21 protein-coding genes and 1 pseudogene are annotated in these 21,933 nt (G+C 37.6%); 18 read left to right on the forward strand and 4 right to left on the reverse strand.

The window, feature by feature from the left end; genetic code table 11:
* The first annotated feature begins 5 nt into the window (after positions 1-5).
* Positions 6-1,037: a hypothetical protein gene (locus ABH960_RS15195; protein ID WP_404446247.1), complete on the forward strand. Its 1,032-nt coding sequence runs from the start codon at positions 6-8 to the stop codon at positions 1,035-1,037.
* 88 nt (positions 1,038-1,125) lie between these two features.
* On the opposite strand, the gene ABH960_RS15200 is transcribed toward ABH960_RS15195, so the two are convergent.
* Positions 1,126-2,520 (reverse strand): O-antigen ligase family protein, encoded by a 1,395-nt coding sequence (locus tag ABH960_RS15200; protein WP_404446250.1) that lies wholly within the window; start codon positions 2,518-2,520, stop codon positions 1,126-1,128.
* Between the two features lie 330 nt (positions 2,521-2,850).
* Between ABH960_RS15200 and ABH960_RS15205 the strand changes: the two genes are divergently transcribed.
* The 3 genes from ABH960_RS15205 to ABH960_RS15215 all read left to right on the forward strand — a co-directional run bounded on the left by ABH960_RS15205 (position 2,851) and on the right by ABH960_RS15215 (position 4,441).
* Positions 2,851-3,639, forward strand: a complete 789-nt coding sequence (locus tag ABH960_RS15205; RefSeq protein ID WP_002010905.1) for an enoyl-CoA hydratase — start codon at positions 2,851-2,853, stop codon at positions 3,637-3,639.
* A 137-nt stretch (positions 3,640-3,776) separates the two neighbouring features.
* Entirely contained in the window at positions 3,777-4,097 is a 321-nt protein-coding gene (locus ABH960_RS15210) for a hypothetical protein (protein WP_404446254.1), read from the forward strand.
* 17 nt (positions 4,098-4,114) lie between these two features.
* Positions 4,115-4,441 (forward strand): nucleoside triphosphate pyrophosphohydrolase, encoded by a 327-nt coding sequence (locus ABH960_RS15215; RefSeq protein WP_000109207.1) that lies wholly within the window; start codon positions 4,115-4,117, stop codon positions 4,439-4,441.
* A gap of 20 nt (positions 4,442-4,461) precedes the next feature.
* Here the strand turns inward: ABH960_RS15215 and ABH960_RS15220 are convergent, their stop codons facing one another.
* Positions 4,462-4,641, reverse strand: a complete 180-nt coding sequence (locus ABH960_RS15220) for a hypothetical protein (protein WP_001103322.1) — start codon at positions 4,639-4,641, stop codon at positions 4,462-4,464.
* 127 nt (positions 4,642-4,768) lie between these two features.
* Between ABH960_RS15220 and ABH960_RS15225 the strand changes: the two genes are divergently transcribed.
* From ABH960_RS15225 to ABH960_RS15235, 3 genes are all read left to right on the forward strand, one after another.
* Positions 4,769-5,818: a M42 family metallopeptidase gene (locus tag ABH960_RS15225; protein ID WP_404446257.1), complete on the forward strand. Its 1,050-nt coding sequence runs from the start codon at positions 4,769-4,771 to the stop codon at positions 5,816-5,818.
* Between the two features lie 220 nt (positions 5,819-6,038).
* Positions 6,039-7,628, forward strand: coding sequence for an N-acetylmuramoyl-L-alanine amidase (locus tag ABH960_RS15230; RefSeq protein WP_404446260.1), 1,590 nt, complete (start codon positions 6,039-6,041; stop codon positions 7,626-7,628).
* Between the two features lie 172 nt (positions 7,629-7,800).
* The gene (locus ABH960_RS15235; RefSeq protein ID WP_219301356.1) at positions 7,801-8,754 is read left to right on the forward strand and encodes a TRM11 family SAM-dependent methyltransferase; all 954 of its coding nucleotides are present in this window, start codon (positions 7,801-7,803) and stop codon (positions 8,752-8,754) included.
* Between the two features lie 153 nt (positions 8,755-8,907).
* Here ABH960_RS15235 and ABH960_RS15240 read toward each other — a convergent pair whose 3' ends face one another.
* The gene (locus tag ABH960_RS15240; protein ID WP_003187606.1) at positions 8,908-9,123 is read right to left on the reverse strand and encodes a YflJ family protein; all 216 of its coding nucleotides are present in this window, start codon (positions 9,121-9,123) and stop codon (positions 8,908-8,910) included.
* Positions 9,124-9,363: 240 nt separating this feature from the next.
* Here ABH960_RS15240 and ABH960_RS15245 point away from each other — a divergent pair, with 240 nt between their 5' ends.
* From ABH960_RS15245 to ABH960_RS15270, 6 genes and pseudogenes are all read left to right on the forward strand, one after another.
* On the forward strand, positions 9,364-9,717 hold the full coding sequence (locus ABH960_RS15245) for a DUF3870 domain-containing protein (RefSeq protein WP_404446263.1): 354 nt from the start codon (positions 9,364-9,366) through the stop codon (positions 9,715-9,717).
* 528 nt (positions 9,718-10,245) lie between these two features.
* Positions 10,246-11,184, forward strand: a complete 939-nt coding sequence (gene glaH / locus ABH960_RS15250) for a glutarate dioxygenase GlaH (RefSeq protein ID WP_215571412.1) — start codon at positions 10,246-10,248, stop codon at positions 11,182-11,184.
* 58 nt (positions 11,185-11,242) lie between these two features.
* Positions 11,243-12,445, forward strand: a complete 1,203-nt coding sequence (gene lhgO / locus ABH960_RS15255; protein ID WP_404446267.1) for an L-2-hydroxyglutarate oxidase — start codon at positions 11,243-11,245, stop codon at positions 12,443-12,445.
* A gap of 309 nt (positions 12,446-12,754) precedes the next feature.
* Positions 12,755-13,807, forward strand: coding sequence for a proline racemase family protein (locus ABH960_RS15260; protein WP_404446270.1), 1,053 nt, complete (start codon positions 12,755-12,757; stop codon positions 13,805-13,807).
* A gap of 170 nt (positions 13,808-13,977) precedes the next feature.
* Positions 13,978-14,955, forward strand: coding sequence for an ornithine cyclodeaminase family protein (locus ABH960_RS15265; protein ID WP_404446273.1), 978 nt, complete (start codon positions 13,978-13,980; stop codon positions 14,953-14,955).
* Positions 14,956-15,066: 111 nt separating this feature from the next.
* Positions 15,067-15,164: pseudogene (locus tag ABH960_RS15270) on the forward strand (hypothetical protein); the annotation flags it as partial.
* 289 nt (positions 15,165-15,453) lie between these two features.
* Here ABH960_RS15270 and ABH960_RS15275 read toward each other — a convergent pair.
* Positions 15,454-15,792: a hypothetical protein gene (locus ABH960_RS15275; RefSeq protein WP_404446276.1), complete on the reverse strand. Its 339-nt coding sequence runs from the start codon at positions 15,790-15,792 to the stop codon at positions 15,454-15,456.
* A 471-nt stretch (positions 15,793-16,263) separates the two neighbouring features.
* On the opposite strand from ABH960_RS15275, the gene ABH960_RS15280 reads away from it, so the two are divergent.
* The 5 genes from ABH960_RS15280 to ABH960_RS15300 all read left to right on the forward strand — a co-directional run bounded on the left by ABH960_RS15280 (position 16,264) and on the right by ABH960_RS15300 (position 21,848).
* Positions 16,264-17,853 carry an ABC transporter substrate-binding protein gene (locus tag ABH960_RS15280; protein WP_404446279.1) on the forward strand — a complete coding sequence of 530 codons (1,590 nt, stop codon included), beginning with the start codon at positions 16,264-16,266 and terminating at the stop codon, positions 17,851-17,853.
* A gap of 204 nt (positions 17,854-18,057) precedes the next feature.
* Positions 18,058-19,008: an ABC transporter permease gene (locus tag ABH960_RS15285; protein ID WP_002035186.1), complete on the forward strand. Its 951-nt coding sequence runs from the start codon at positions 18,058-18,060 to the stop codon at positions 19,006-19,008.
* Positions 19,009-19,012: 4 nt separating this feature from the next.
* Positions 19,013-19,864, forward strand: a complete 852-nt coding sequence (locus tag ABH960_RS15290; protein WP_002035185.1) for an ABC transporter permease — start codon at positions 19,013-19,015, stop codon at positions 19,862-19,864.
* A 27-nt stretch (positions 19,865-19,891) separates the two neighbouring features.
* Entirely contained in the window at positions 19,892-20,884 is a 993-nt protein-coding gene (locus ABH960_RS15295) for an ABC transporter ATP-binding protein (RefSeq protein WP_404446283.1), read from the forward strand.
* Entirely contained in the window at positions 20,877-21,848 is a 972-nt protein-coding gene (locus tag ABH960_RS15300) for an ABC transporter ATP-binding protein (protein ID WP_002087305.1), read from the forward strand. Before ABH960_RS15295 ends, ABH960_RS15300 begins: the two co-directional genes overlap by 8 nt.
* Positions 21,849-21,933 lie beyond the last annotated feature (85 nt).

Raw genomic sequence — 21,933 nt, forward strand, 5'->3', positions numbered from 1 at the left:
AGAATATGAAAAACAAACATTGGCTTATTTTCGTTTTTGTATGTGTTTTTGTTCCTCTGGCAGGTGTCGGGATATTTAATAGCTATATAGATTCACTTTGGTTATTCCCGCATAAAAATAAGTGGAATGATGTTCAGTACGGGTTTAACGAGAGACAACAGAAAACAAATTATATAACGTACCGTCCGTTTACATATGATGGAGTTATACTTGGAAGTAGTAGAACGACTTTTATTAACGAGAATGACTTCACCGGGTTAAACGCATTTAATTATGCGGTAAGCAGTACAGATCCGCGTGAGTATGATGCATATATTGAATATGCAAAAGAACAAAAAGGTAGTGGACTCGAGTCTATTGTACTTGGTTTAGATTTCCTTGGAACGAACAAAAATAGGGAAATTGGTTTTGATAAACCAGAAGCGTATATTAATCAGGCGCAAAGTTTATTGTATCCGATTAAATCGTATATAAGTATGGACGGGATTACTTATTCAAAGAATACAATTGCAAATTCCACCCATCATATTACGAATCTTGACCGGTACAATCGAGAGAATATAAAATCGATGCGCGATTATACGAAAGAAGAACGTGATGCGCAAATAGCGGCGCAAGTAGATAAGTTTAGTAAAGAGATTTACGGCGGGAATTATGAGTATCAAAATATGAAAGAAATATTAGGAACAGTAAAGGCTCATAATCCGAACACGAAGTTTTATATTTTTACAACGCCTGTTTCAGAGCCTCTGTTCCGTACGATGATTCAATCAGGGCGATGGGAAGATTATAAAAAATGGCTTCATGACGCTGTAGATGTATTTGGAGAAGTGCACCATTTCATGTATCTTAATTCCGTTACAACGAATTTAGATAACTATATGGATGGGCATCATTTCAGACCGGAAGTTGGAAAGTTGATTGCGCATAAAGTTGTAAATGAGGAAGATAGCAACGTCCCGAAAGACTTCGGTATTGTTATTACGAAGGATAATATTGATGAGGTGTTGGAGGGGATTCAGGCGTCTTTTCAATAAAAAATAGATCATAAATGTGGTCTATTCTTTGCCGAGTAGACTGTATACCAAAATGAAGCAGCCACCGAGATCTGATGGCTGCTTCACTTTATTCTACCTCTAAATCAACAATTAAGTAAGCGAGTATAACAACGAAGAAAATACTAACGGCCGGCGCTGTTAGTACGTGACCGGACATAAAGGCAATTCCAAGTGATAGTATAACGGCACTAGCTAGTAGCATATATTTCACAGTTAATATTTTCTTAAAGTTTGTTATGATGCTGAGTAATAATTTAATACCGAAGTAAAGGAATGGTATGAAGTAAATAAGAGAACCGATGATTCCGAATGCAAAGAATATGTCATGGAAGTCCATTTCGATTAATTTAATTTTAACCGTATAGTTACCAGCATAGCCCATTCCGAATAATTTTTGTGATAGTGGTGCGTCTTTATAGTATTGTTTGTATACTTTTAAAAACTTATCGCGATCACTGTAAATTAAACTTTTGACCTCAGAGTCTGTTAGTTCACCTTTTGCATGTTTTTTCTCTGCGTCAGGATCTTCTTTAATTATTTTTCCTTCTTTTCTATCCTTTTCTTCTTGTACTGATTTTTTGTATTCGTATATTTGCATGTGGATGCCCATATTTTTTGCGATAGGAGTATGCGGTGTAAGGGCAATTAAACCTCCTAGTATAATAGCGGCAACAACTGTATTTACGAGATATGTGAATCCTTTTCCTTCTTTTTTGCGATGAACCATATATTCAATGAATGAGAATAAAAGTGCCACGCCAAGCGTTAGAACAATTGCACCATATCCTACTTTAGTTCCGACCATAATACTTGCATACATCGCGAGTATTGTTGGAATCCAGTAATAGATTTTCGAGAAAGAAGTTGTTTTATGAATCGAATATAACACTACGATTGGGAACATAATTGCAAAAATAGAACTTAAATCATTCCCAGCAAAGAACCAACCTCTTGAACCAATCTTTGAGTGAGGGTAGCTTGGGAAATCTGTACTAGTTTGCATCGCAACAATTAGTGTGATGCTTAAAATTAAAGTTGCATATAAGAAATATGTAATGATTTTATGAAATGCATATTCTTTATTTTTTAATTCTTTAAAGGCGATAATATATCCAAACAGTAGCACAATTGGATATATGCTCTTTAAAATAAATTTCACTTCTTCGCCAAATGAAACTGGATATTTAATCATCATATTATTTACAAGACCAATTGCTAGTACGATCCCGAGTAGGCATAAATAGAGAATGTACTTTTTCGCCCCATGTTGTTTTCTATGAAGAAGTAGATAACCTAATGCAAGAAGCATAAAGGCGAAACGGACTACGATTCCAACTGTTGCGCTCATGTGTAATACATAGATTGAAAAAGACGTTAATAAATCTAAAATTGGTTGAAACACAATGAATAGCAATAGGAAATGCGGGAAGTAGTTATCCGTTTGTTTCAACTTATTAACCATATATTCCTCCATTTCTTCATTCCTTTAGTTCAATACCCAAGAGATGGGGATAAAAGCCTTATTTACATAATAAGGCGAATGAATTTCAATATTTGTTTTTTTTGAATCAAACTTAAGAATACACCATTTCATTGTAATGGTAAATAGACGAAAAGCATGGATAAACCGACTTTAATTTCTATATTTTTTAACGAAATTGTATGTTTTATACGGAGATATATACAAATTACGAGAATATTAGACAGAAAATTAAGAAAAAAGAAGGATTTTCAACATGCTTTCTATAATTATATAAGTATAATCTTTATGTGGAAAAGAGGGGTATATATAATGGAAGTAACAAGTAAAACAGAATCTGTTGTTGTGAAATATGAAGGGCGCGTAGCAACGGTTATGGTTAATCGTCCAGAGGTTTTAAATGCATTAGATGAACCAACGTTAAAAGAGTTATTACAAAAGTTGAAAGAAGTGGCGGAAAGTTCTGTTCACGTTGTTGTGTTGTGTGGAAGTGGCCGTGGTTTTTCTGCGGGTGGAGATATTAAATCAATGCTTTCAAGTAATGATGAAAGTAAGTTTGAAGGCATCATGAATACAATTTCTGAAATCGTTGTGACGTTATATACGATGCCGAAGCTTGTTATTAGTGCAATTCATGGGCCGACTGCTGGACTTGGATTAAGTATCGCATTAACGGCTGATTATGTCATGGCAGATATATCATCAGTTATTGCGATGAACTTTATTGGAATCGCTTTAATTCCAGATGGTGGTGGCCATTTCTTCCTTCAAAAGCGCGTCGGTGAAAATATGACGAAGAAAATCATTTGGGAAGGGAAGAAATTATCAGCGACAGAAGCGCTAGATATCGGTTTAATTGACGAAGTAATCGGTGAGGATTTCCAAACGGCTGTGAAGCAAAAAATTAATGAATGGTTACAAAAACCAATCAAGGCAATGATTCAAACGAAACAAATTTTATGTGAAGTAAATCGTTCTAATTTAGAACAAACGCTTCAGCTCGAAAAGCGTGGTCAATATGCGATGAGACAAACAGCGGACCATAAAGAAGGTATTGCTGCTTTTCTAGAAAAACGTTTACCAGCATTTAAAGGGGAATAAAGTGAAACTTTAATCCGTGGGGATCTGTTTATCCCCCGCGGATTATTAGTCTTACTGCCCGTTAATTCGAGATAAAGGGAAGAAAGTGCTAACACATTTTAGTATAATTGTGTTAGCACTTTTTTTAGGAGTAATAAATGAAGAAAATTATCGGTGTTATCGTTATTATTTTACTTATATATTATGCTTTGCATAGTACACCATCTCTTGCGGTACGGACTGCATTATTCTTTGAGGGACATCCAGCTGTTGCTTTCTCTGGTGAAGTGAAGAAAGAACGGGATGTGAAAAAAGAGGCGATTCCTGATGAGTACGGGACCTTATACGGCGATAAGAAAGAAGAACCAGAGCATTACTTCTTTCCGGTAGTAAAGGCGCACGGATCAGGAATTGATATGTTAAGTGCTTGTGTGGAAAAAGAGTGGTTTTTCTATAAGGCAGAGCTTGGGTGTTATTAAAAATAGGAGGAACAGTGATGTCAACTTATAACAAATTAGTAAGAGACCGTGTCCCGGAGAAAATTTTAATGTCTGGAAAAACATATACAGCACAAAAATTAACAGGACAAGCTTACATACAAGCATTAGCGAAAATTGGTACAGAAGAAATTCGTGAATTTGCTTCAATGAAAGAGCGTGAACATGCGCTAGATTCACTTGCAGATGCACTTGAAGTTATTATTTCATTAGCTCGCGCAGAAGGTGCAACAATTGAAGATATAGAGCGTCTTCGTAAGAAAAAAGAAGAAGAGCGCGGCGGATTTACAAGAGGGATTTATTTGATGGACGTTTCGGAAGAGTAGTTTTATAGAAAAAGCACAGCTTACTCAGTAGCACTGTGCTTTTTTCCTGCAATTAGGCTAACGATTAAGAAGATAGCTGTTAATGTCCAGCCGATTGCAATAGAAGTAGTAGTGTGAAAGACATAAGAAACTTGTAAACATAGTAATGATGATAAAAACCAAATAAGTGCAATATGTACATGTTTTTTCGTTACATTCATTTTTGTTATCTCCTTTTTACTTACTAAACTAAATTTTACTATAATTTAGAAAATTAAACTATATGAGTAGAGGTTTTATCGTAATTTCGCTATACTAAATAGTAGAGAGAATGAGGAGGAAACGACAATGGCACATCATACGAAAGAAACGATGGAACTTATTAAGGAGCTTGTCTCTATTCCAAGTCCATCTGGAAACACGGCGAAAATTATTAATTTTATTGAAAACTATGTAAGTGAGTGGAATGTAGAGACGAAGCGTAATAATAAAGGTGCTCTTATTTTAACGGTTAAAGGAAAGAATGATGAGCAGCATCGTTTATTAACTGCACACGTTGATACGTTAGGGGCAATGGTGAAAGAAATTAAGCCTGACGGTCGTCTTCGTCTATCTATGATTGGTGGATTTCGCTGGAACTCTGTAGAAGGAGAATATTGCGAAATTGAAACGTCAAGCGGTAAGAAATATACAGGCACAATTTTAATGCATCAAACTTCTGTCCATGTGTACAAAGATGCAGGGGAAGCGAAGCGTGATGAGAAAAATATTGAAGTGCGTATTGATGAGCGTGTCTTTTCAGCAGATGCAGTACGTGAGTTAGGAATTGAAGTAGGAGACTTCGTTTCATTTGATCCACGCGTTCAAATTACAGAGAGTGGATACATAAAATCACGTCATTTAGACGATAAAGTAAGTGTAGCAATTCTATTAAAATTAATTAAAAGATTGCAAGATGAAAAGGTAACATTGCCATATACAACACATTTCTTAATTTCTAATAATGAAGAAATTGGATACGGTGGAAACTCAAATATTCCAGAAGAAACGGTAGAATATTTAGCAGTTGATATGGGAGCGTTAGGTGATGGACAAACATCTGATGAATATACAGTATCCATTTGTGCGAAAGACTCTAGCGGTCCATACCATTACGCTTTACGTAAGCATTTAGTTGAATTGGCGAAAGCGAATGCTATTGAATATAAAGTGGATATTTATCCCTACTACGGATCAGACGCATCAGCTGCGATTCACGCTGGATTTGATGTGAAACATGCATTAATTGGAGCTGGTATTGATTCTTCTCACGCATTTGAGCGTACGCATGAAAGCTCGATTGCACATACAGAAGCACTTGTTTATGCATATGCGTTATCAGAAATGATAGTAGAATAGTGAGAGGGTGGTTGATTCTATGAATCAGCCACTTTTTTGTGCATAAAAAATACTTTAATTGTATTTTATTGTACAATATTAAGAAAGTAGGTTTACTACAGAATTCTAGTATTATAGAATGATAGAGGAGCACTAATTTTTTTTTGCTCGAATTTGTTATAATTTGTATATTAAGATTACGTGTTATTGTAAATGATTTTTGAGAGGAGTATTATTTTTTATGAAGTATCGTGCAGTCGCGGCTGGTATTTTAGCCGCAAGTTTATTATCGTCTCCAGTTAGTAGTTTCGCAGCAGGGAAAAAGTTTTCGGATGTTCCTACATGGGCGCAGGAATCGGTTGACTATTTAGTAGGGAAAAAAGCACTTGATGGAAAACCAGATGGAACGTTTTCTCCATCTGAAGCAGTAGATAAAGGATCAGCTGCAAAAATATTAGCGGTAGTTCTTGGTTTACCAATTGATCCAAAAGCGAAACCATCTTTTAAAGATTCGCAAGATCATTGGGCAGCACCATATATTGCTGCGGTAGAAAAAGCAGGTGTAATTAGTGGAGATGGTACTGGAAAATTCAATCCATCAAGCCAAATTAACCGTGCATCTATGGCATCTATGCTTGTACAAGCATATTCATTAGACAAGAAAATTATTGGAGAACTTCCAACACAGTTTAATGATTTAGAACCTCATTGGGGTAAGAAACAAGCTAATATTTTAGTAGCTTTAGAGATTTCAATGGGTACAGGAAATGGTTGGAAGCCTGACGGTACTGTAAGTCGTGCTGAAGCAGCTCAGTTCATCGCGATGGCAGATAAAAATAAAACAAATACATCGAAAAGAATGTATATGAACAGAAACTTTATTACATATCATCAGGCATCGTTATCATCTGGTATTACTGACACTCAACATAAGCCACAAATGCTTGAAGTGAAAGAGCAAAGAGCGGATGGTTGGTTGAAAGTTGTAACAAGTAAAGGTGAGAAGTGGACACCATTACAAGAAAAAACAGAGTCTATTAATCAAGAATTCACTACATATCAAGAAGCTTCACATACGTCTACAGTGGCAGGCACACATAAAGCACAACAAGTAACTGTTATTGAAGAGAAAGATAGCTGGATTCGTATCCGTATGGGAGCTGGCTTCCAATGGGTGGATAAAAATCAATTAAACCCAGTGAAGCAAGGTAACTTCCTAGAAGGTAAAGCGATTATTATTGATCCAGGTCATGGGGGAATTGACTCAGGGAATCCTGGTTATTATGAGAAAGAAAGTCAAACCGTATTAGATGTATCATTACGATTACAGAAAATATTTGAGAAAAAGACACCGTTTACTGCGTTATTCACTCGTACAGATGATACACGTCCAGGAACAAGTGCTTCTGATTCTTTAAAGAAACGTGTAGAATTTGCTCAAAAAAATAATGGGGATATCTTTGTAAGTATCCATGGTAATGGTACGGAAAGTAAAAATGGACAAGGTACAGAAACATTCTACTATGAATCAGCGACAGCAAGAGGGACAAACCCGAATGTATCAGAAAGTCGTTTATTAGCAGAGAAAATTCAAGAGCGTCTTGTAGATGCACTTGGAACAAAAGATCGCGGTGTGAAGAAAGGCGATTTATATGTAATTAGAGAAAACACGATGCCAGCTGTATTAGCAGAATTAGCATTTGTAGATAATAAAAACGATGCAGATAAAATTGCTACACCAGAACAGAGACAAAGTGCAGCAGAAGCTATTTATCAAGGTATTTTAGATTACTACGAAGCAATGGGTAATGACGTATCTTCGTACCGTTAATAAATAGAGAGAATGATAGAAGAGATTGCTGAGATGCAGTCTCTTTTATTTATTAAATGAATTATAAAGGTTTCTCTTTATTTCGAGCATATGATATCATTTAATTTTACGTAAAAAAGTATTCGAGTAATTGTGATCATAACAATTTTAAACGATAAAGGATGATAATAGATTGAGTAATCATAGTAAAACACCTGCATGTATATATACGTATGCATTTCGCGAAGAGGAGCGTGCTTTATGTTACTTGGAAATGCGCTCGTTCTTTGGGATGGAGTCTCACGTTAATATTTTAAAAAGTGAAGTCAAGATTGCTCCGAGTAGAAGTCCGTTTATTAAAGAGCGCGTCGAGGTTATGTATGAAGGGGACGACTTAGAAAGCATTTTAGAACAAGTGGAACAAATTGATTTAGCAGGAGCGACATTCAAAGTTATCTTCGTTAAAATCAATGATCTTGGTAAAGAAAATAAAATTGAATATGGAGAAAGACGCCTTATTGAACGAGACCTCGGTATGCATATTGAAGGAGAAGCGGATGTTCGTAATCCAGAGCGTGTATTCGGGATTGTTCCTCTTGGAGGACGCTGGTACTTCGGACACTATGTAGAAAGTGATCCGGTTTGGTATCATCACATAAAAAAACCACATAGCTATTCGACATCACTGAGCACACGTGTTGCTAGAGCTGTCGCAAATATCGCTGTACCAAACCCAGATGGAGTACGAGCGATTGACCCGTGCTGCGGAATAGGAACAGTAGTAGTAGAAGCACTTTCTATGGGAATTAACATCGTTGGTAGAGATATTAATCCACTTGTAGTTCTTGGAACGAGAAAAAACATCGTACATTTCGGGTTTGAAGGAACAGTAACAAAAGGTCCAATTGAAGAAATTACTGAGAACTACGACGTTGCAATTATCGATATGCCGTACGACCTATTTACGCACGCAACACCAGAAGACCAGTTCTCCATTCTCTCAAGTGCGCGCCGCATTGCAAAAAAGGTAGTCGTTGTCACGATGGAAACAATGGACGACATGATCCATGAAGCAGGATTTGAAATTACAGATCGCTGTATCACAAGAAAAGGATCATTTTCTAGACAAATTCTTGTTTGTGAATAAGAAAGAAAGGTCACCCGTTTGGGTGACCTTTTTTTGGTTTGTATTGATGTGTGATTGGTTGGTGGAATGGAGGGATGATTTGGCGGGATTTGTTGATAAGTCGATATTTTATGTCGAATCGCTGATATATTCAGAGAATCAACCGATATCAAATTACTCTTCTTTCGTTGTCTCTTGTTGTGCGATTAATAAATTGCGTAATACGTGTGCGCGGTAACTTTCTAGTTTTCGTCCTTCATGATAGCGAACACCTAATTTTTTTAGCTCAGCTACGTACCAGCCTTTCGTTCCGTAATACATGAGACCACTTCCTTTTTTCTTTTGAACAGTATATGTGCCGGGGCGAGAGAATTTTCTTTTTTTATTCATGAAATTTGCGGAATTCAATATTGAATATTCAGTTTATTTTTAATATGATTAACTTATTATCGGATGACAGTGATTAGCCTCGCTGTAAGCCCGGATTTATGTTTGAAAATGAAAAGAGTAACTTCTTTCCACTTGAGCTTCTTTAGCAGAAGTACGAGCTATAAGGATAAGGGTAGTAAAATTCAATGCAAATGTGTACATTGTTTTTCTGGCTCTTAACATAGTAACGGAGGATGAAATATGCGTAAAGGGACATTTTTTATGGCAGGACATTCGAGACTTCCGAAAGGGATGGCTGTTCGCAGTATGTATGAAACATTAACGATTACAATTGAGGCAGATCATAAATATCACGTTATTATTGAAGCGTCATGTACGCTTGCGACAGAGCACGGTAGAGACTTCGTCGCTCAAATGTTGAGAGGGCATAGTTTGCAAGATGGTATTGAAGAAATCGTTCAAAATATTACGGACCATTATCAAGGAAAAGCGCAAAATGCTATCGTCAGTGCGGTGAAAGATTTACATCGCCAATATGTAAGTTATTTAAATGATGAACAGCCCAGGGGAGAGTACGAGGAAACAACACCATAAAAACTATCTAGTTTACAACCATAAACGAGAGCCAGTTGTATTTCTTTTAAAGAGATACGACTCGCTTATTTTATTGAGGAGGCAAGAACTATGAAAAAGTTAAATGAAGTGTAAGTTGTAAAACAAGAGATGAAAAAAAGAGGGTGCGTAGAAAGTAAGGGGATTTTTAAAATGTATAAAGTATGTAGAGAAAATAATAAAAAACGAATTGACAGTTAGAATATTTTGAATTATTATTTAATTGATAAGATCCATACGAGAAATTAGCCTTCTCTATATTCGATCTTGCTTTCCTGTTTTACAAATATTTTCATACAAACTGTCTATTATTATTGTACTTTAAGAGATTAAAGAACACTCGTAATTATGAGCCAGTTGTACGTTTCTACGATTTTATGTCGTGGATACGTATGACTGGCTTTTTCGATGTTAGGGCAGTAAGACCGAATCTCAGCATAAGAAGATAAGGATAACTGTCTGTAAAAAACGTCAATAAGTTCTTCATATTTAAATTAGGGAGGAATTGAAATGTCGATTATTACAGAACAAAATGCGAAGATGAAATTTGCAAAGAAATATGAGGGGTATGAAATTGCTCCTCATCCAGAGCATAAACGTTTATATCATATTACGCTAAACCAGCAATTGCTTAAGCAGTTTTTTGAAGAGGTAAAAGAGCATTCAGAGCAGTCACTGCAATATATTCCTTATTCTCGATTTAATCTTGCGGATGGAATGAGAAAGATTTTTGGGCAATCATTTATGGATAACATTCGCGGTATTATTCATGACCGTGAAACGGGTGGATTTACGATTGGGGTACAAGGTGAAACGTCAGATCCAGCAGACTACGTGAAATTTGCAACAGCATTAACACATTTAATCGGGGAGCCAAACTTTGATGCAATGACAGGAACGTATTATGCTAGATTTAATGTGAAAGATACGGATAGTAGTGATTCTTACCTTCGTCAAGCGTACCGATTGTTTACACTGCATACAGACGGTACATTCGTTGATGAGCCGACAGATTGGCTTCTTATGATGAAAATTGAAGAGCAAAATGCAGTAGGAGGGGAATCACGTTTACTACATTTAGACGATTGGGAAGACCTTCAAAAGTTTAGAAATCATTCACTCGCATCTGTTAAAGTTACGTATAAAGCACCACCAAGTAAAAATGCGCAAGAAATCGTCTATCGTGAAACATTTTTTGATGTAAATAACGCACCGTGTATTTGCTTTATTGATCAGTTCGCTTATCCAGATAATATTGAACAAGCAAACTATCTGAAAGACTTATCATATTCTGTTGAAAACTCACCAGCAACACATGCATTGAAATTACCAATTGGTGACTTAGTTCTTTTAAACAACTTATTTTGGATGCACGGAAGAGCTGCATTTGAAAAAAATAAAGATTTATATAGAGAACTAATGCGTCAACGTGGTTGTTTTTCTAAATAAGTTTGTACGGCGGGTCTTAAAAAAGGCCTGCCTTTCATCATATTAAGGGGGAAGTAGGATGTATGACTTTATAATTATTGGCGGAGGAATTGTTGGGCTTTCAACGGGAATGGCTTTAACGAAAAAATTCCCTCGTGCGAAAATCGCGATCATTGAAAAAGAAAAGGAACTTGCACATCATCAAACTGGACATAATAGCGGAGTAATTCACTCTGGAATTTATTATAAACCAGGGAGTTATAAAGCGAAGTTTGCCAAAGAAGGAAACGCAGCTATGGTTCAATTTTGTAAAGAAAATGACATCGCTTATGACATGTGCGGGAAAGTAATTGTCGCTACAGAAAAGGACGAACTTCCTCTTTTACATAACTTATATGAAAGAGGCTTACAAAACGATTTACATATTGAAAAAATAGGCAAGGAAGAATTAGCTGAAATTGAACCTCATGTAAAGGGACTTGGGGCAATCCGTGTTCCTTCTTGCGGAATTGCTGATTATAAAGGCGTAAGTTATGCATTTGCTCGCTTAATTCAGGAAAGTGGGAGAGAAGTACATTTAGGAACAGCGGCGGGGCGTATTACTGAGAAGAAAGACGCTGTAACAATTGAAACGAATCAAGGTGTATTTAAAACGAAATTTCTCATTAATTGCGCCGGCTTACATAGTGACCGTATTGCGAAAAAGACAGGCATATTAACGGATATGAAAATTGTTCCGTTCCGTGGTGAATATTACGAACTTGTTCCAGAAAAACGCCATCTCGTAAAACATTTAATCTATCCAGTTCCAAATCCAGAATTCCCATTTCTAGGTGTTCATTTCACAAGAATGATAAACGGAGACGTACATGCAGGACCAAATGCCGTATTAAGCTTCAAACGCGAAGGCTATACGAAAACAGACTTTGATATAAAAGACTTCATGGAAACAATGACATACACAGGCTTTTGGAAAATGGCGATGCCAAATATGAAAGAAGGCATAAAAGAAATGGTGCGCTCATTTAGTAAACAATCATTCCTAAAAAGCTTACAGCGCTTAATACCAGAACTTACAGAGAAAGATATCGTGCCAACACATGCAGGTGTAAGAGCACAAGCCATTTTATCAAACGGAAATATGGTTGATGACTTCTGCATTATCCCTGGCATCAATTCCCTGCATATTTGCAACGCACCGTCTCCGGCTGCAACGGCTAGCATAAAGATTGGTGAGGAGATTGTAAGGCAAGTGCCGGATGTGGTGGCGGTTAGGGTTTGATGGGTCCCCCGAGGTTTTTGGGGGATTTTTTTAGTTTTGGATGCCCGGGCGGGGCTGGTTGTAGCTTAATGGTCGCTAACTGTCTACTGTATAAAAAAGTAGACAGTAGTGTATGCTTTTTTTTAAAATTTATACAGATTTATCCCGCTATTTGTGGGCAGTAAGACCCCCACCTCAAAATTCAGCGAAAGCAAAGGATCTAGGTGTGGGTCGGGCTGCCCGTAAAAGCCCGATTGGTGTGGGCTAATAATCAGTGGGGATGAAGCCCCCCCACTGATTAAAGTTTCACTTTATACTCTATGCGTTGGCATGATACTTGCAATGAAAATAGTATTAACATATAGGGGAGAGATAGAAATGAAGGTTAGTAAAGTGTACACGACAATTGATGCTCACGTAGCTGGGGAACCACTTCGAATCATTACGGGCGGAGTGCCAGAGATAAAGGGAGAAACGCAATTAGAAAGACGCGCATACTGCATGGAACATTTGGATCATCTTCGCGAGGTTCTTATGTATGAACCGAGAGGACATCACGGCATGTACGGTTGTATCATTACTCCGCCCGCAAGTCCTCATGCTGATTTTGGCGTATTATTTATGCACAATGAAGGCTGGAGTACGATGTGTGGTCACGGAATTATCGCTGTTATTACAGTTGGAATTGAAACAGGTATGTTTGAAGTGACAGGTGAAAAACAAAAATTTATTATTGATAGCCCTGCCGGGGAAGTCATTGCGTACGCAAAATTTAACGGGAGCGAAGTAGAGTCAGTATCATTTGAAAACGTTCCTTCGTTCGTATATAAGAAAGACGTTCCTATCAAAATAGATGACTATGAATTCCAAGTAGATATTGCGTTTGGCGGAGCATTCTACGCTGTAGTGGATAGTAAAGAGCTTGGTTTGAAAGTCGATTTCAAAGATTTAGCTGCAATTCAAACGTGGGGCGGTAAAATTAAACATTATATTGAAAGTCAAATGGAAGTAAAACATCCACTTGAAGAAGGTTTAAAAGGAATATACGGCGTTATTTTCTCAGATGAACCGAAAGGAAAAGATGCCACTTTACGAAATGTAACGATCTTTGCTGATGGGCAAGTAGACCGTTCCCCTTGCGGTACAGGAACATCCGCAAGAATCGCAACTCTTTTTGAAAAAGATGCCTTACAAAAAAGAGAGATGTTCATCCACGAATGCATTACTGACGGGAAATTCGAAGGAGAAGTATTGTCGGTAACCGCAGTAGATACATATGAAGCTGTCATTCCGAAAGTAACGGGGAATGCATTTATTACAGGGTTTCATCAGTTCGTTGTAGACCCGAGAGATGATTTGAATCGGGGATTTTTGTTAGGATAAAGTGAAACTTTAATCAGTGGGGGTTTTGTCCATCCCCACTGATTATTAGTTGAACCAATCGGGCGTTTACGGGCAGTTGATCTCCCGCCTAACTTCTTTGCTCAAGCTGAATTTTGAGGTGGGAGTCTTACTGCTCGTTAATGCGGGATAAGAGGAGGAGGTGGAAAGATATGCTAGTCATAAGCGCGAACGAACAACGAAACTTAGTAAATATGAAGGAAGTCATTGAATACGCGGCGCTTGCTTTAAAAGAATTTTCAGCAGAAAGAACGATCACACCAATTCGCGGCTCATTACCATTTGCGAACGAGCAAAATACCGCATTAATTATGCCTTCAGTAGCGGAAGGACTCGAAGCGCTCGGTTTAAAAGTAGTAACGGTAGCTCCGCATAATAAAAAGATAGGAAAGAAAACGATAAACGGGATCGTTATGCTATCAGACTTTCAAACGGGAGAACCACTCGCACTTTTAGAAGGATCGTACTTAACGATGATTCGAACAGGCGCCTTATCAGGAGTAGCGACAAAACATTTAGCCCGCCATAACGCAAAAACCTTATGTATTATCGGAACAGGTGAACAAGCGAAAGGAATTGCAGAAGCTGTACTCGCCGTTAGGGATATTGAAAAAATCATCCTATACAACCGAACAGAAGAAAAAGCGTATACATTTGCGCAATATATACAAGAAAAATTCAGCAAACCGGCTTACGTTTACACAAATCCAAATGAAGCAATAAGCGAAGCAGACATCATCGTCACAACAACGAATGCATCCACACCAGTCTTCTCAGAAAAACTACAAAAAGGCGTCCACATAAACGCTGTCGGTTCATTTAGACCGAGCATGCAAGAACTACCATCCCATGCCATCGCGAACGCAAACAAAGTAGTAGTCGAATCAAAAGAGGCAGCACTAGAAGAAACGGGTGACCTTCAAGTTCCTATAAAAGAAGGCTTATTTGAAGCGAGCGACATCCACGCCGAACTTGGTCAAATTATAAGCGGGGAAAAAGCTGGTAGAGAGAACGATGAAGAGATTACTGTTTTTAAATCAGTTGGTTTGGCGGTAGTGGATATTATCGTTGCGAAGTATTTGTATGAAAAAGCGGTGGAGTGTGGAGTTGGTACTAGGATTGAGTTGTGAGACTGCCTTTTGGTGGTCTTTTTAATTTGGGGGATAAGTTACTCTGTTTGGCGATTCAAATATTTTTGTATATGAAAGTGTGTTGAGATTGTGGTGTTCTTTTTGCTTATAATACGCTTTTGCATCTCAAATGCAATGCAAAAGCTAGGGTTAAAGGACGTTCACAAGCAGTTGTTGAGCTTCTTCGCATTGGAGAGCTCGAATTATAAGAAAACAGCCGACTTTTATACAAATAGTCGGCTGTTTTTCTGTTTATTTAATACTCTGAATGTACAGATGTTAAAGGGTATAAGATATTTATGTTCAAAACACCTTGGTAATTGATTAGAGAAATGAGTTTGGAAAATAGATTAATTTTAGTTAGAGAAGAAGAACTTAGAAAAATAGCAGTATTGGATTCTATTGGAGTTGTCTTTGTTTGTCCCTTATTTTCCAATTGGAGAATAAGGGACAAAGTTTTATGAAGGAGTAAATTTAGACATCAAGTATGCAGCTTTTTTACCATTCTCGCCATTCTTCTGTTATGTCTTCTTCAGATTCTAAGCCAGCTATTCGTGCAGCTGCATCGATAAATTCATAGAGATCCTCTCTTTCCATTGTTTCGATAAAATAGTCATGTTCGATATTTAATTCGTTTATTTTAATAACTACCTCTTTAACGACTTGCATTATTTCGACTTCGGTTGGATTCTCACCCAATAGCTCTAAATTGTTAATGTAAGTGTCGAGAACTTTATTTGTTGCACTTATATTTTCTTCAGTGAAAAACTCCCCATCTTCATCATGCTCAACCCATGGGGTTGTTGGTTTGTTTTTTTTCAATTCATCAAATGTCATGATAACCTCCTAAAAATGTTTTTTTATCTTTAATCTCATTCTACATTTTCAATTATATATAACAACCATTTCAGAGGAATTTCCTATAGGCTGCTAGTTTTTCAACGCATTTTACGAGGCCATCTATTCGTGGTCTTTTTATTTTATCATCCGCATAAATATATTTTATCCCGCATTAACGGGCAGTAAGACTCCCACCTCAAAATTCGGCGAATGCGGAGGAGTTAGGTGGGAGATCAACTGCCCGTAAAAGCCCGATTGGTGAAGGCTAATAATCAGTGGGGGATGGACAAACCCCCACTGATTAAAGTTTCACTTTATCGCAAGAATTCATTAATAGATTTCAAACTGTCTATCTTTGCGAAAAAGTTTGACAATACATACGGGTAGTGGTAATTTAAAACCTATAAGAAAACTCGGTATTAATTCCGAGTTTTCTTATAGGTGTAAATAGTCGAGAGGGGTCGAAATATGAAGAAGAAGTTGTTTGCATTACCATTTGTCCTACTATTACTTATTGCATTAGCGGCTTGCTCAGGGGAGAAAGATTCTTCGAAGCAAGCAGGAACTAGTAAATCAGGGACTCCGAAAGATGGAGGAACGTTAACAGTTGGTGTTAGTGATAATCCAGATACGATGAACCCGCTTTATGCGAATGATCGAGTGTCATTAACGATACAGCAAGCTTTATATGCACCGCTGTATCATATGGAAGACGGTAAGAAAAAATTTGTTCTTGCTGAGAGCTTTACGCCTTCAGAGGATCAATTAACATGGACGTTAAAACTAAAAGATAATTTGAAATGGCATGATGGTAAGAAAATTACATCAGATGATATTGTATTTACATTCAAATCTATTCTAGATGAGAAGCAAAATAGTTCAAGCCGTGAAAACTTTATTTTTAAAGGAAAGCCGCTTGAGGTGAAAAAAGTGGATGAGCTAACGACTCAATTCGTTTTACCACAAGTAAGTGCATCTTTCGAAGGGGTTATGAATGACTTCTTCCCAATTCCGAAACATGTATTTGAAGGTGAGGCGGATTTAGTGAAGAGTAAGAAAAACCTACAACCTGTAGGATCAGGTCCATTTAAATTAAAAGAGTTTAAATCAGATGAATATGTTGCTTTAGAGCGATTCGATGATTATTTTGCTGGGAAAGCGAAATTAGATTCTGTCGTGTACCGCGTTGTAAAAGACCGTAATACGGCAAACGTTTCACTACAAAATGGTCAAATCAATATGAAAATGATTGAGCCGCAAGACTTTAAGAAATTAGATAGCACTGGGAACTTCTCAATGGTCACATTCCCTGAAGGTAGATTATTCTACTTAGCTTATAACTTTAATACAGACCTTATGAAGAAAAAAGAAGTGCGCCAAGCAATTGCGCATGCATTAGATAAGAAAGAAATGATTAACTCAGCGTTCGTTTCTAGTCAATTTGCAGAACCGGCAAATTCAATCTTAACGCCAGACGCTATGTATTATGCAAAAGATATTAAAGAGTATAAGTATGATCAGAAAGAAGCGAAAGATTTATTAGCAAAAGCTGGTGTAAAAGATAAAGAAAAAGTACGCGTTATGTATGTAACGAATAATAAAATTATGGAAAGCTTAGCGCTATATACACAGCAAAAATTACAAGAAGTTGGTTTAAAAGTTGAACTGAATGCATTAGATGCTAGTGCAGCAAGTGAAAAAGGCTTAGATAAAGAGAATAAAGAATATGACATTACATTCGGTGGTTACATAATGGGACCAGAGCCTGATTCATATAAGAGCTTATTCTTAAGTAATGCAGAATACAATTATGCACGTTATAAAAATGCTGACTTCGATAAGTTATGGGAAGAAGCTGCGGTTGAAACAGATAAAACGAAACGCGCAGAGCTATACCATAAAATCCAAGATACAGCTAGAGAAGACTTACCTTATCTTCCAATCGCATATCCGAAAGCAGTTATTGCAGTAGATAAAAAGTTTGATGGATTAAAAGAAGCAAAAGCAATTCCAGTTACAATGTTTGAAGATCTATCGAAGATTTATGAAGTGAAATAAGAAACTGTAAAGAAGCTGGTGAAAATCAGCTTCTTTATCCCGCTTTAACGGGCAGTAAGACTCCCACCTCGAAAGTCAACTGAGGCAAAGAAGTGAGGTGGGAGATCAACTGCCTGTAAATGCCCGATTGGTTCGGGCTAATAATCAGTGGGGATGAACCTCCCCACTGATTAAAGTTTCACTTTATCTTGAGGGGGGAAGTTTGTGTATAAAGTAATTGCAAAGAGGCTTTTAAATGCGATTCCGCTTTTATTTGTTATTTCTATTATTTCTTTTCTATTAATAAAACTAGCGCCGGGCGATCCCGTTCGAAACTTTGTAACGCCGAATATGAGTCCGATTGACGTTGAACGTATTCGCAAAAGTTTAGGACTAGATCAGCCGATTTACGTGCAATATTTTTTATGGTTAAAAAATATTTTAACAGGGAATTTTGGATACTCACTTCAAAACCATCGTCCTGTTTTAGAACTTATTACAGAAAGATTACCCGCAACAATCGGGTTAATGGGATCATCTTTACTCGTCTCATTTGTAATCGCAATACCGCTTGGATTATTTACAGGTGTGAAAAAGAACTCGTTCTTTGACCGCATTGTGAACTTCATCTCCTATGTGGGAATCTCAATGCCAGTCTTTTGGTTCGCGTTACTATTAATCTATTTATTCTCTTTAAAATTGAACATGCTTCCGAGTATGGGTATGCGCACAGTCGGTCAAGATTCCTTCTGGGATATTGTCCAGCACGGCATTTTACCTTGCATGGTGCTAGCGTTCCAAAACATCTCTGTTTATATGAGATATATTCGCTCAAGTACAATTCAGCAATTAGAGGAAGATTACGTACAAATTCAATATGCGTACGGTGCTTCACAGAAAACAGTTTTATTTAATCACGTACTTCGGAACGTATTAATACCGATCATTACAATTTTCGGATTATCCATTCCAAGTTTAGTAGGCGGAGCGTTCATTACGGAAACAGTATTCTCATGGCCGGGACTTGGTTCACTCGGGGTAAATGCTATTTTTAGATTTGATTATCCAATTATTATGGCAATCACATTATTATCATCGTTCATGTTAATTCTCGGTAATTTAATTGCTGATATTTTATATGGCGTAGTAGATCCGCGCATTCGAATGAGGGGGTGATGGAATGAACAATAGGAGATTTCAAACGATAAAAAATAGTTTTACGAAAAATAAGTTTGTAGTAATGGGAGTTATTATACTGGGTGTTTTAACAATCGCGTCTCTTTTCGCATTCGTATCACCGTACGATCCTAGTAAAATGTCGATTCCAGATCGTTTACAAGAACCGAGTATGAGTCATCCGTTCGGCACGGATGATTACGGAAGGGATTATTTAACGAGAGCGTTATATGGCGGAAGAGTTTCCCTTGCGGTTGGTTTTCTAGCGATGGTTGTTTCCATTACAATAGGGACCGCAGTAGGAACAATAAGTGGATATTTTGGTGGAAAGTTAGACAACTTCTTAATGCGAATTGTTGAAGTTTTAATGTCAATTCCATCATTCTTTTTAATGCTGTTATTAAATGCGTATTTAAAACCAGGAATTACAACGCTTGTTCTTATTATCGGATTATTAACGTGGATGGACACCGCACGTATTGTAAGGGCAGAAACGTTATCTGTAAAAGAGCGTGAGTACGTTTTATATGCAAAAGTATCTGGACAAAAATCATTGATGATTATTGTAAGACACATCATTCCTAACATTTTATCAACCATTATAATCGCAGCGACATTAACAATTGCGACATCGATTTTAATGGAATCATCACTTAGCTTCTTAGGTTTAGGTATTAGAGAACCAGATTCTTCTTGGGGCAGCATGCTAAATAATGCGCAAGGGTATATAGGTGAAGCTTGGTATTTAACACTCTTCCCAGGGTTCCTTATTTTATTAACAGTACTAAGTTTTAACGTAATCGGTGAAGCGTTGAAAAAAGCTTTCGCACCAAAAGGGGCTCATCATGAGAACTAATGCTTTAAGTGAGGGGGAGTGAAAAGCGTGTCTGAAAAACTATTAGAAGTAAAAAACTTAAAGACTTCTTTTTTCATAGAAGACGGCGAAGTAGAAGCGGTTCGCGGCGTTTCATTTAGTTTGAAAAAGGGTGAAGTCGTCGGGATTGTTGGCGAATCGGGGAGCGGAAAGAGCGTTATGGCGAAATCCGTTATGGCTCTTGTTACGTCGCCAGGGAAAGTGAAAGAAGGAGAGATTCTTTTTCAAAATGAAAACGTGCTTTCTAAATCGGAGAAAGAATTACGCTCTATTAGAGGAAATCAAATTTCACTTATCTCTCAAGATCCAATGTCGGCATTAAACCCAGTTGTGAAAATTGGAAAGCAAATGACGGAAGTAATTATTCGGCATCAAAAAGTGAAAAAGAAAGAAGCACAAAATATCGCGGTCAGCTTGTTAAAACAAGTTGGTCTTTCTTCACCGGAAGAAAGGGTAAAACAATATCCACATGAACTAAGTGGTGGTATGAAACAACGGGTTATGATTGCGATGGCGATGTCTTGTAATCCGGACCTTCTCATTGCGGACGAACCGACGACAGCGCTTGATGTAACGATACAAGCGCAAATACTAGACTTAATGAAAAACTTAAAAAACGAAACGAATATGTCGTTATTGCTCATCACGCATGATCTTGGAATTGTTGCGCAAAACTGTACACGCGTCATCGTTATGTACGGCGGGCTTATTATGGAAGAAGGACATGTACTTGATATTTTCCAATCACCGAATCATCCATATACGAAAGGGCTATTAAACTCTCTGCCAAAAATATCGAACGGCGTAAAAGAAAGACTAGCGCCAATTCAAGGTGTAACGCCAAACTTACTACACCCGCCGAAAGGTTGCCCATTCGCAGAGCGTTGTCCACATAAAATGGACATTTGTGAAACAGAACGTCCACCATATTTTGAAATCGGAAACGGAAGACGCTCTATGTGCTGGCTAAACGATGAAATAGTAGGTGATTCCCATGCATGAAGAAAACTTAATTGAAGTTCGGAACTTAAAAAAGTATTTTCCTATTAAAAAAGGACTATTCGGTAGAAAAACAGAGCAATTAAAAGCAGTCGATGATCTTAGCTTCACAATAAAAAAGGGTGAAACATTCGGACTAGTAGGAGAATCAGGCTGCGGAAAATCAACGACAGGAAGAAGTATCATTCGCTTACACGATGTAACGTCAGGTAACATCCTATTCGATGGAAAAGATATCGCAGATCTAAAAGAAAGTGAACTAAAAGAATATAGAAAAAGAATGCAAATCATTTTCCAAGATCCATACGCATCATTAAACCCGACAATGAATGTATTCCAAATTATTAGCGAACCGATGAACATTCACGGATCTTACACAGCGGAAGAAAGAAAAGAAATCATTCTAGACCTGCTCAAAAAAGTAGGCCTAAAAGAAGAACACCTATATCGCTACCCGCACGAATTTAGCGGAGGCCAAAGACAGCGTATTAGCATCGCACGCGCACTATCTGTAAAACCTGACTTCATCCTATGTGACGAACCAATCTCAGCGCTAGATGTCTCAGTCCAAGCACAAGTCGTAAACATGCTGCAAGACATCCAAGAAGAAACAGGCGTCACATACTTATTCATCGCACATGACCTATCCATGGTAAGACACATATCAGACCGAATCGGAGTCATGTACTTAGGAAACATAGTAGAAATTGCCGACAGCGAAGACCTATACACAAAACCGGCACATCCATACACACAAGCATTACTCTCATCCATGCCAGAACCAGATCCAACAAACACAGGAAAAGAACGGATCATTCTGCAAGGTGAAGTACCAAGCCCACTCAACTCACCATCCGGCTGCAAATTCAGAACGAGGTGTAAATTCGCCACTGAAAAATGCGCCCAGGAAGTACCGAAGATGGTCGAGATTGCGAAGGGGCATGAGGTGGCTTGTCATTTGTTTTAGAGGGAGAGCACCCGGGGGACCTGGTGGTATTTCAGTTGGTAATATGATAGCTGGTTATGACTTGTAGCGTTAAATAATTTATATA

The organism is Bacillus sp. RC252, assembly GCF_044909215.1.
Classification (GTDB): domain Bacteria; phylum Bacillota; class Bacilli; order Bacillales; family Bacillaceae_G; genus Bacillus_A; species Bacillus_A mycoides.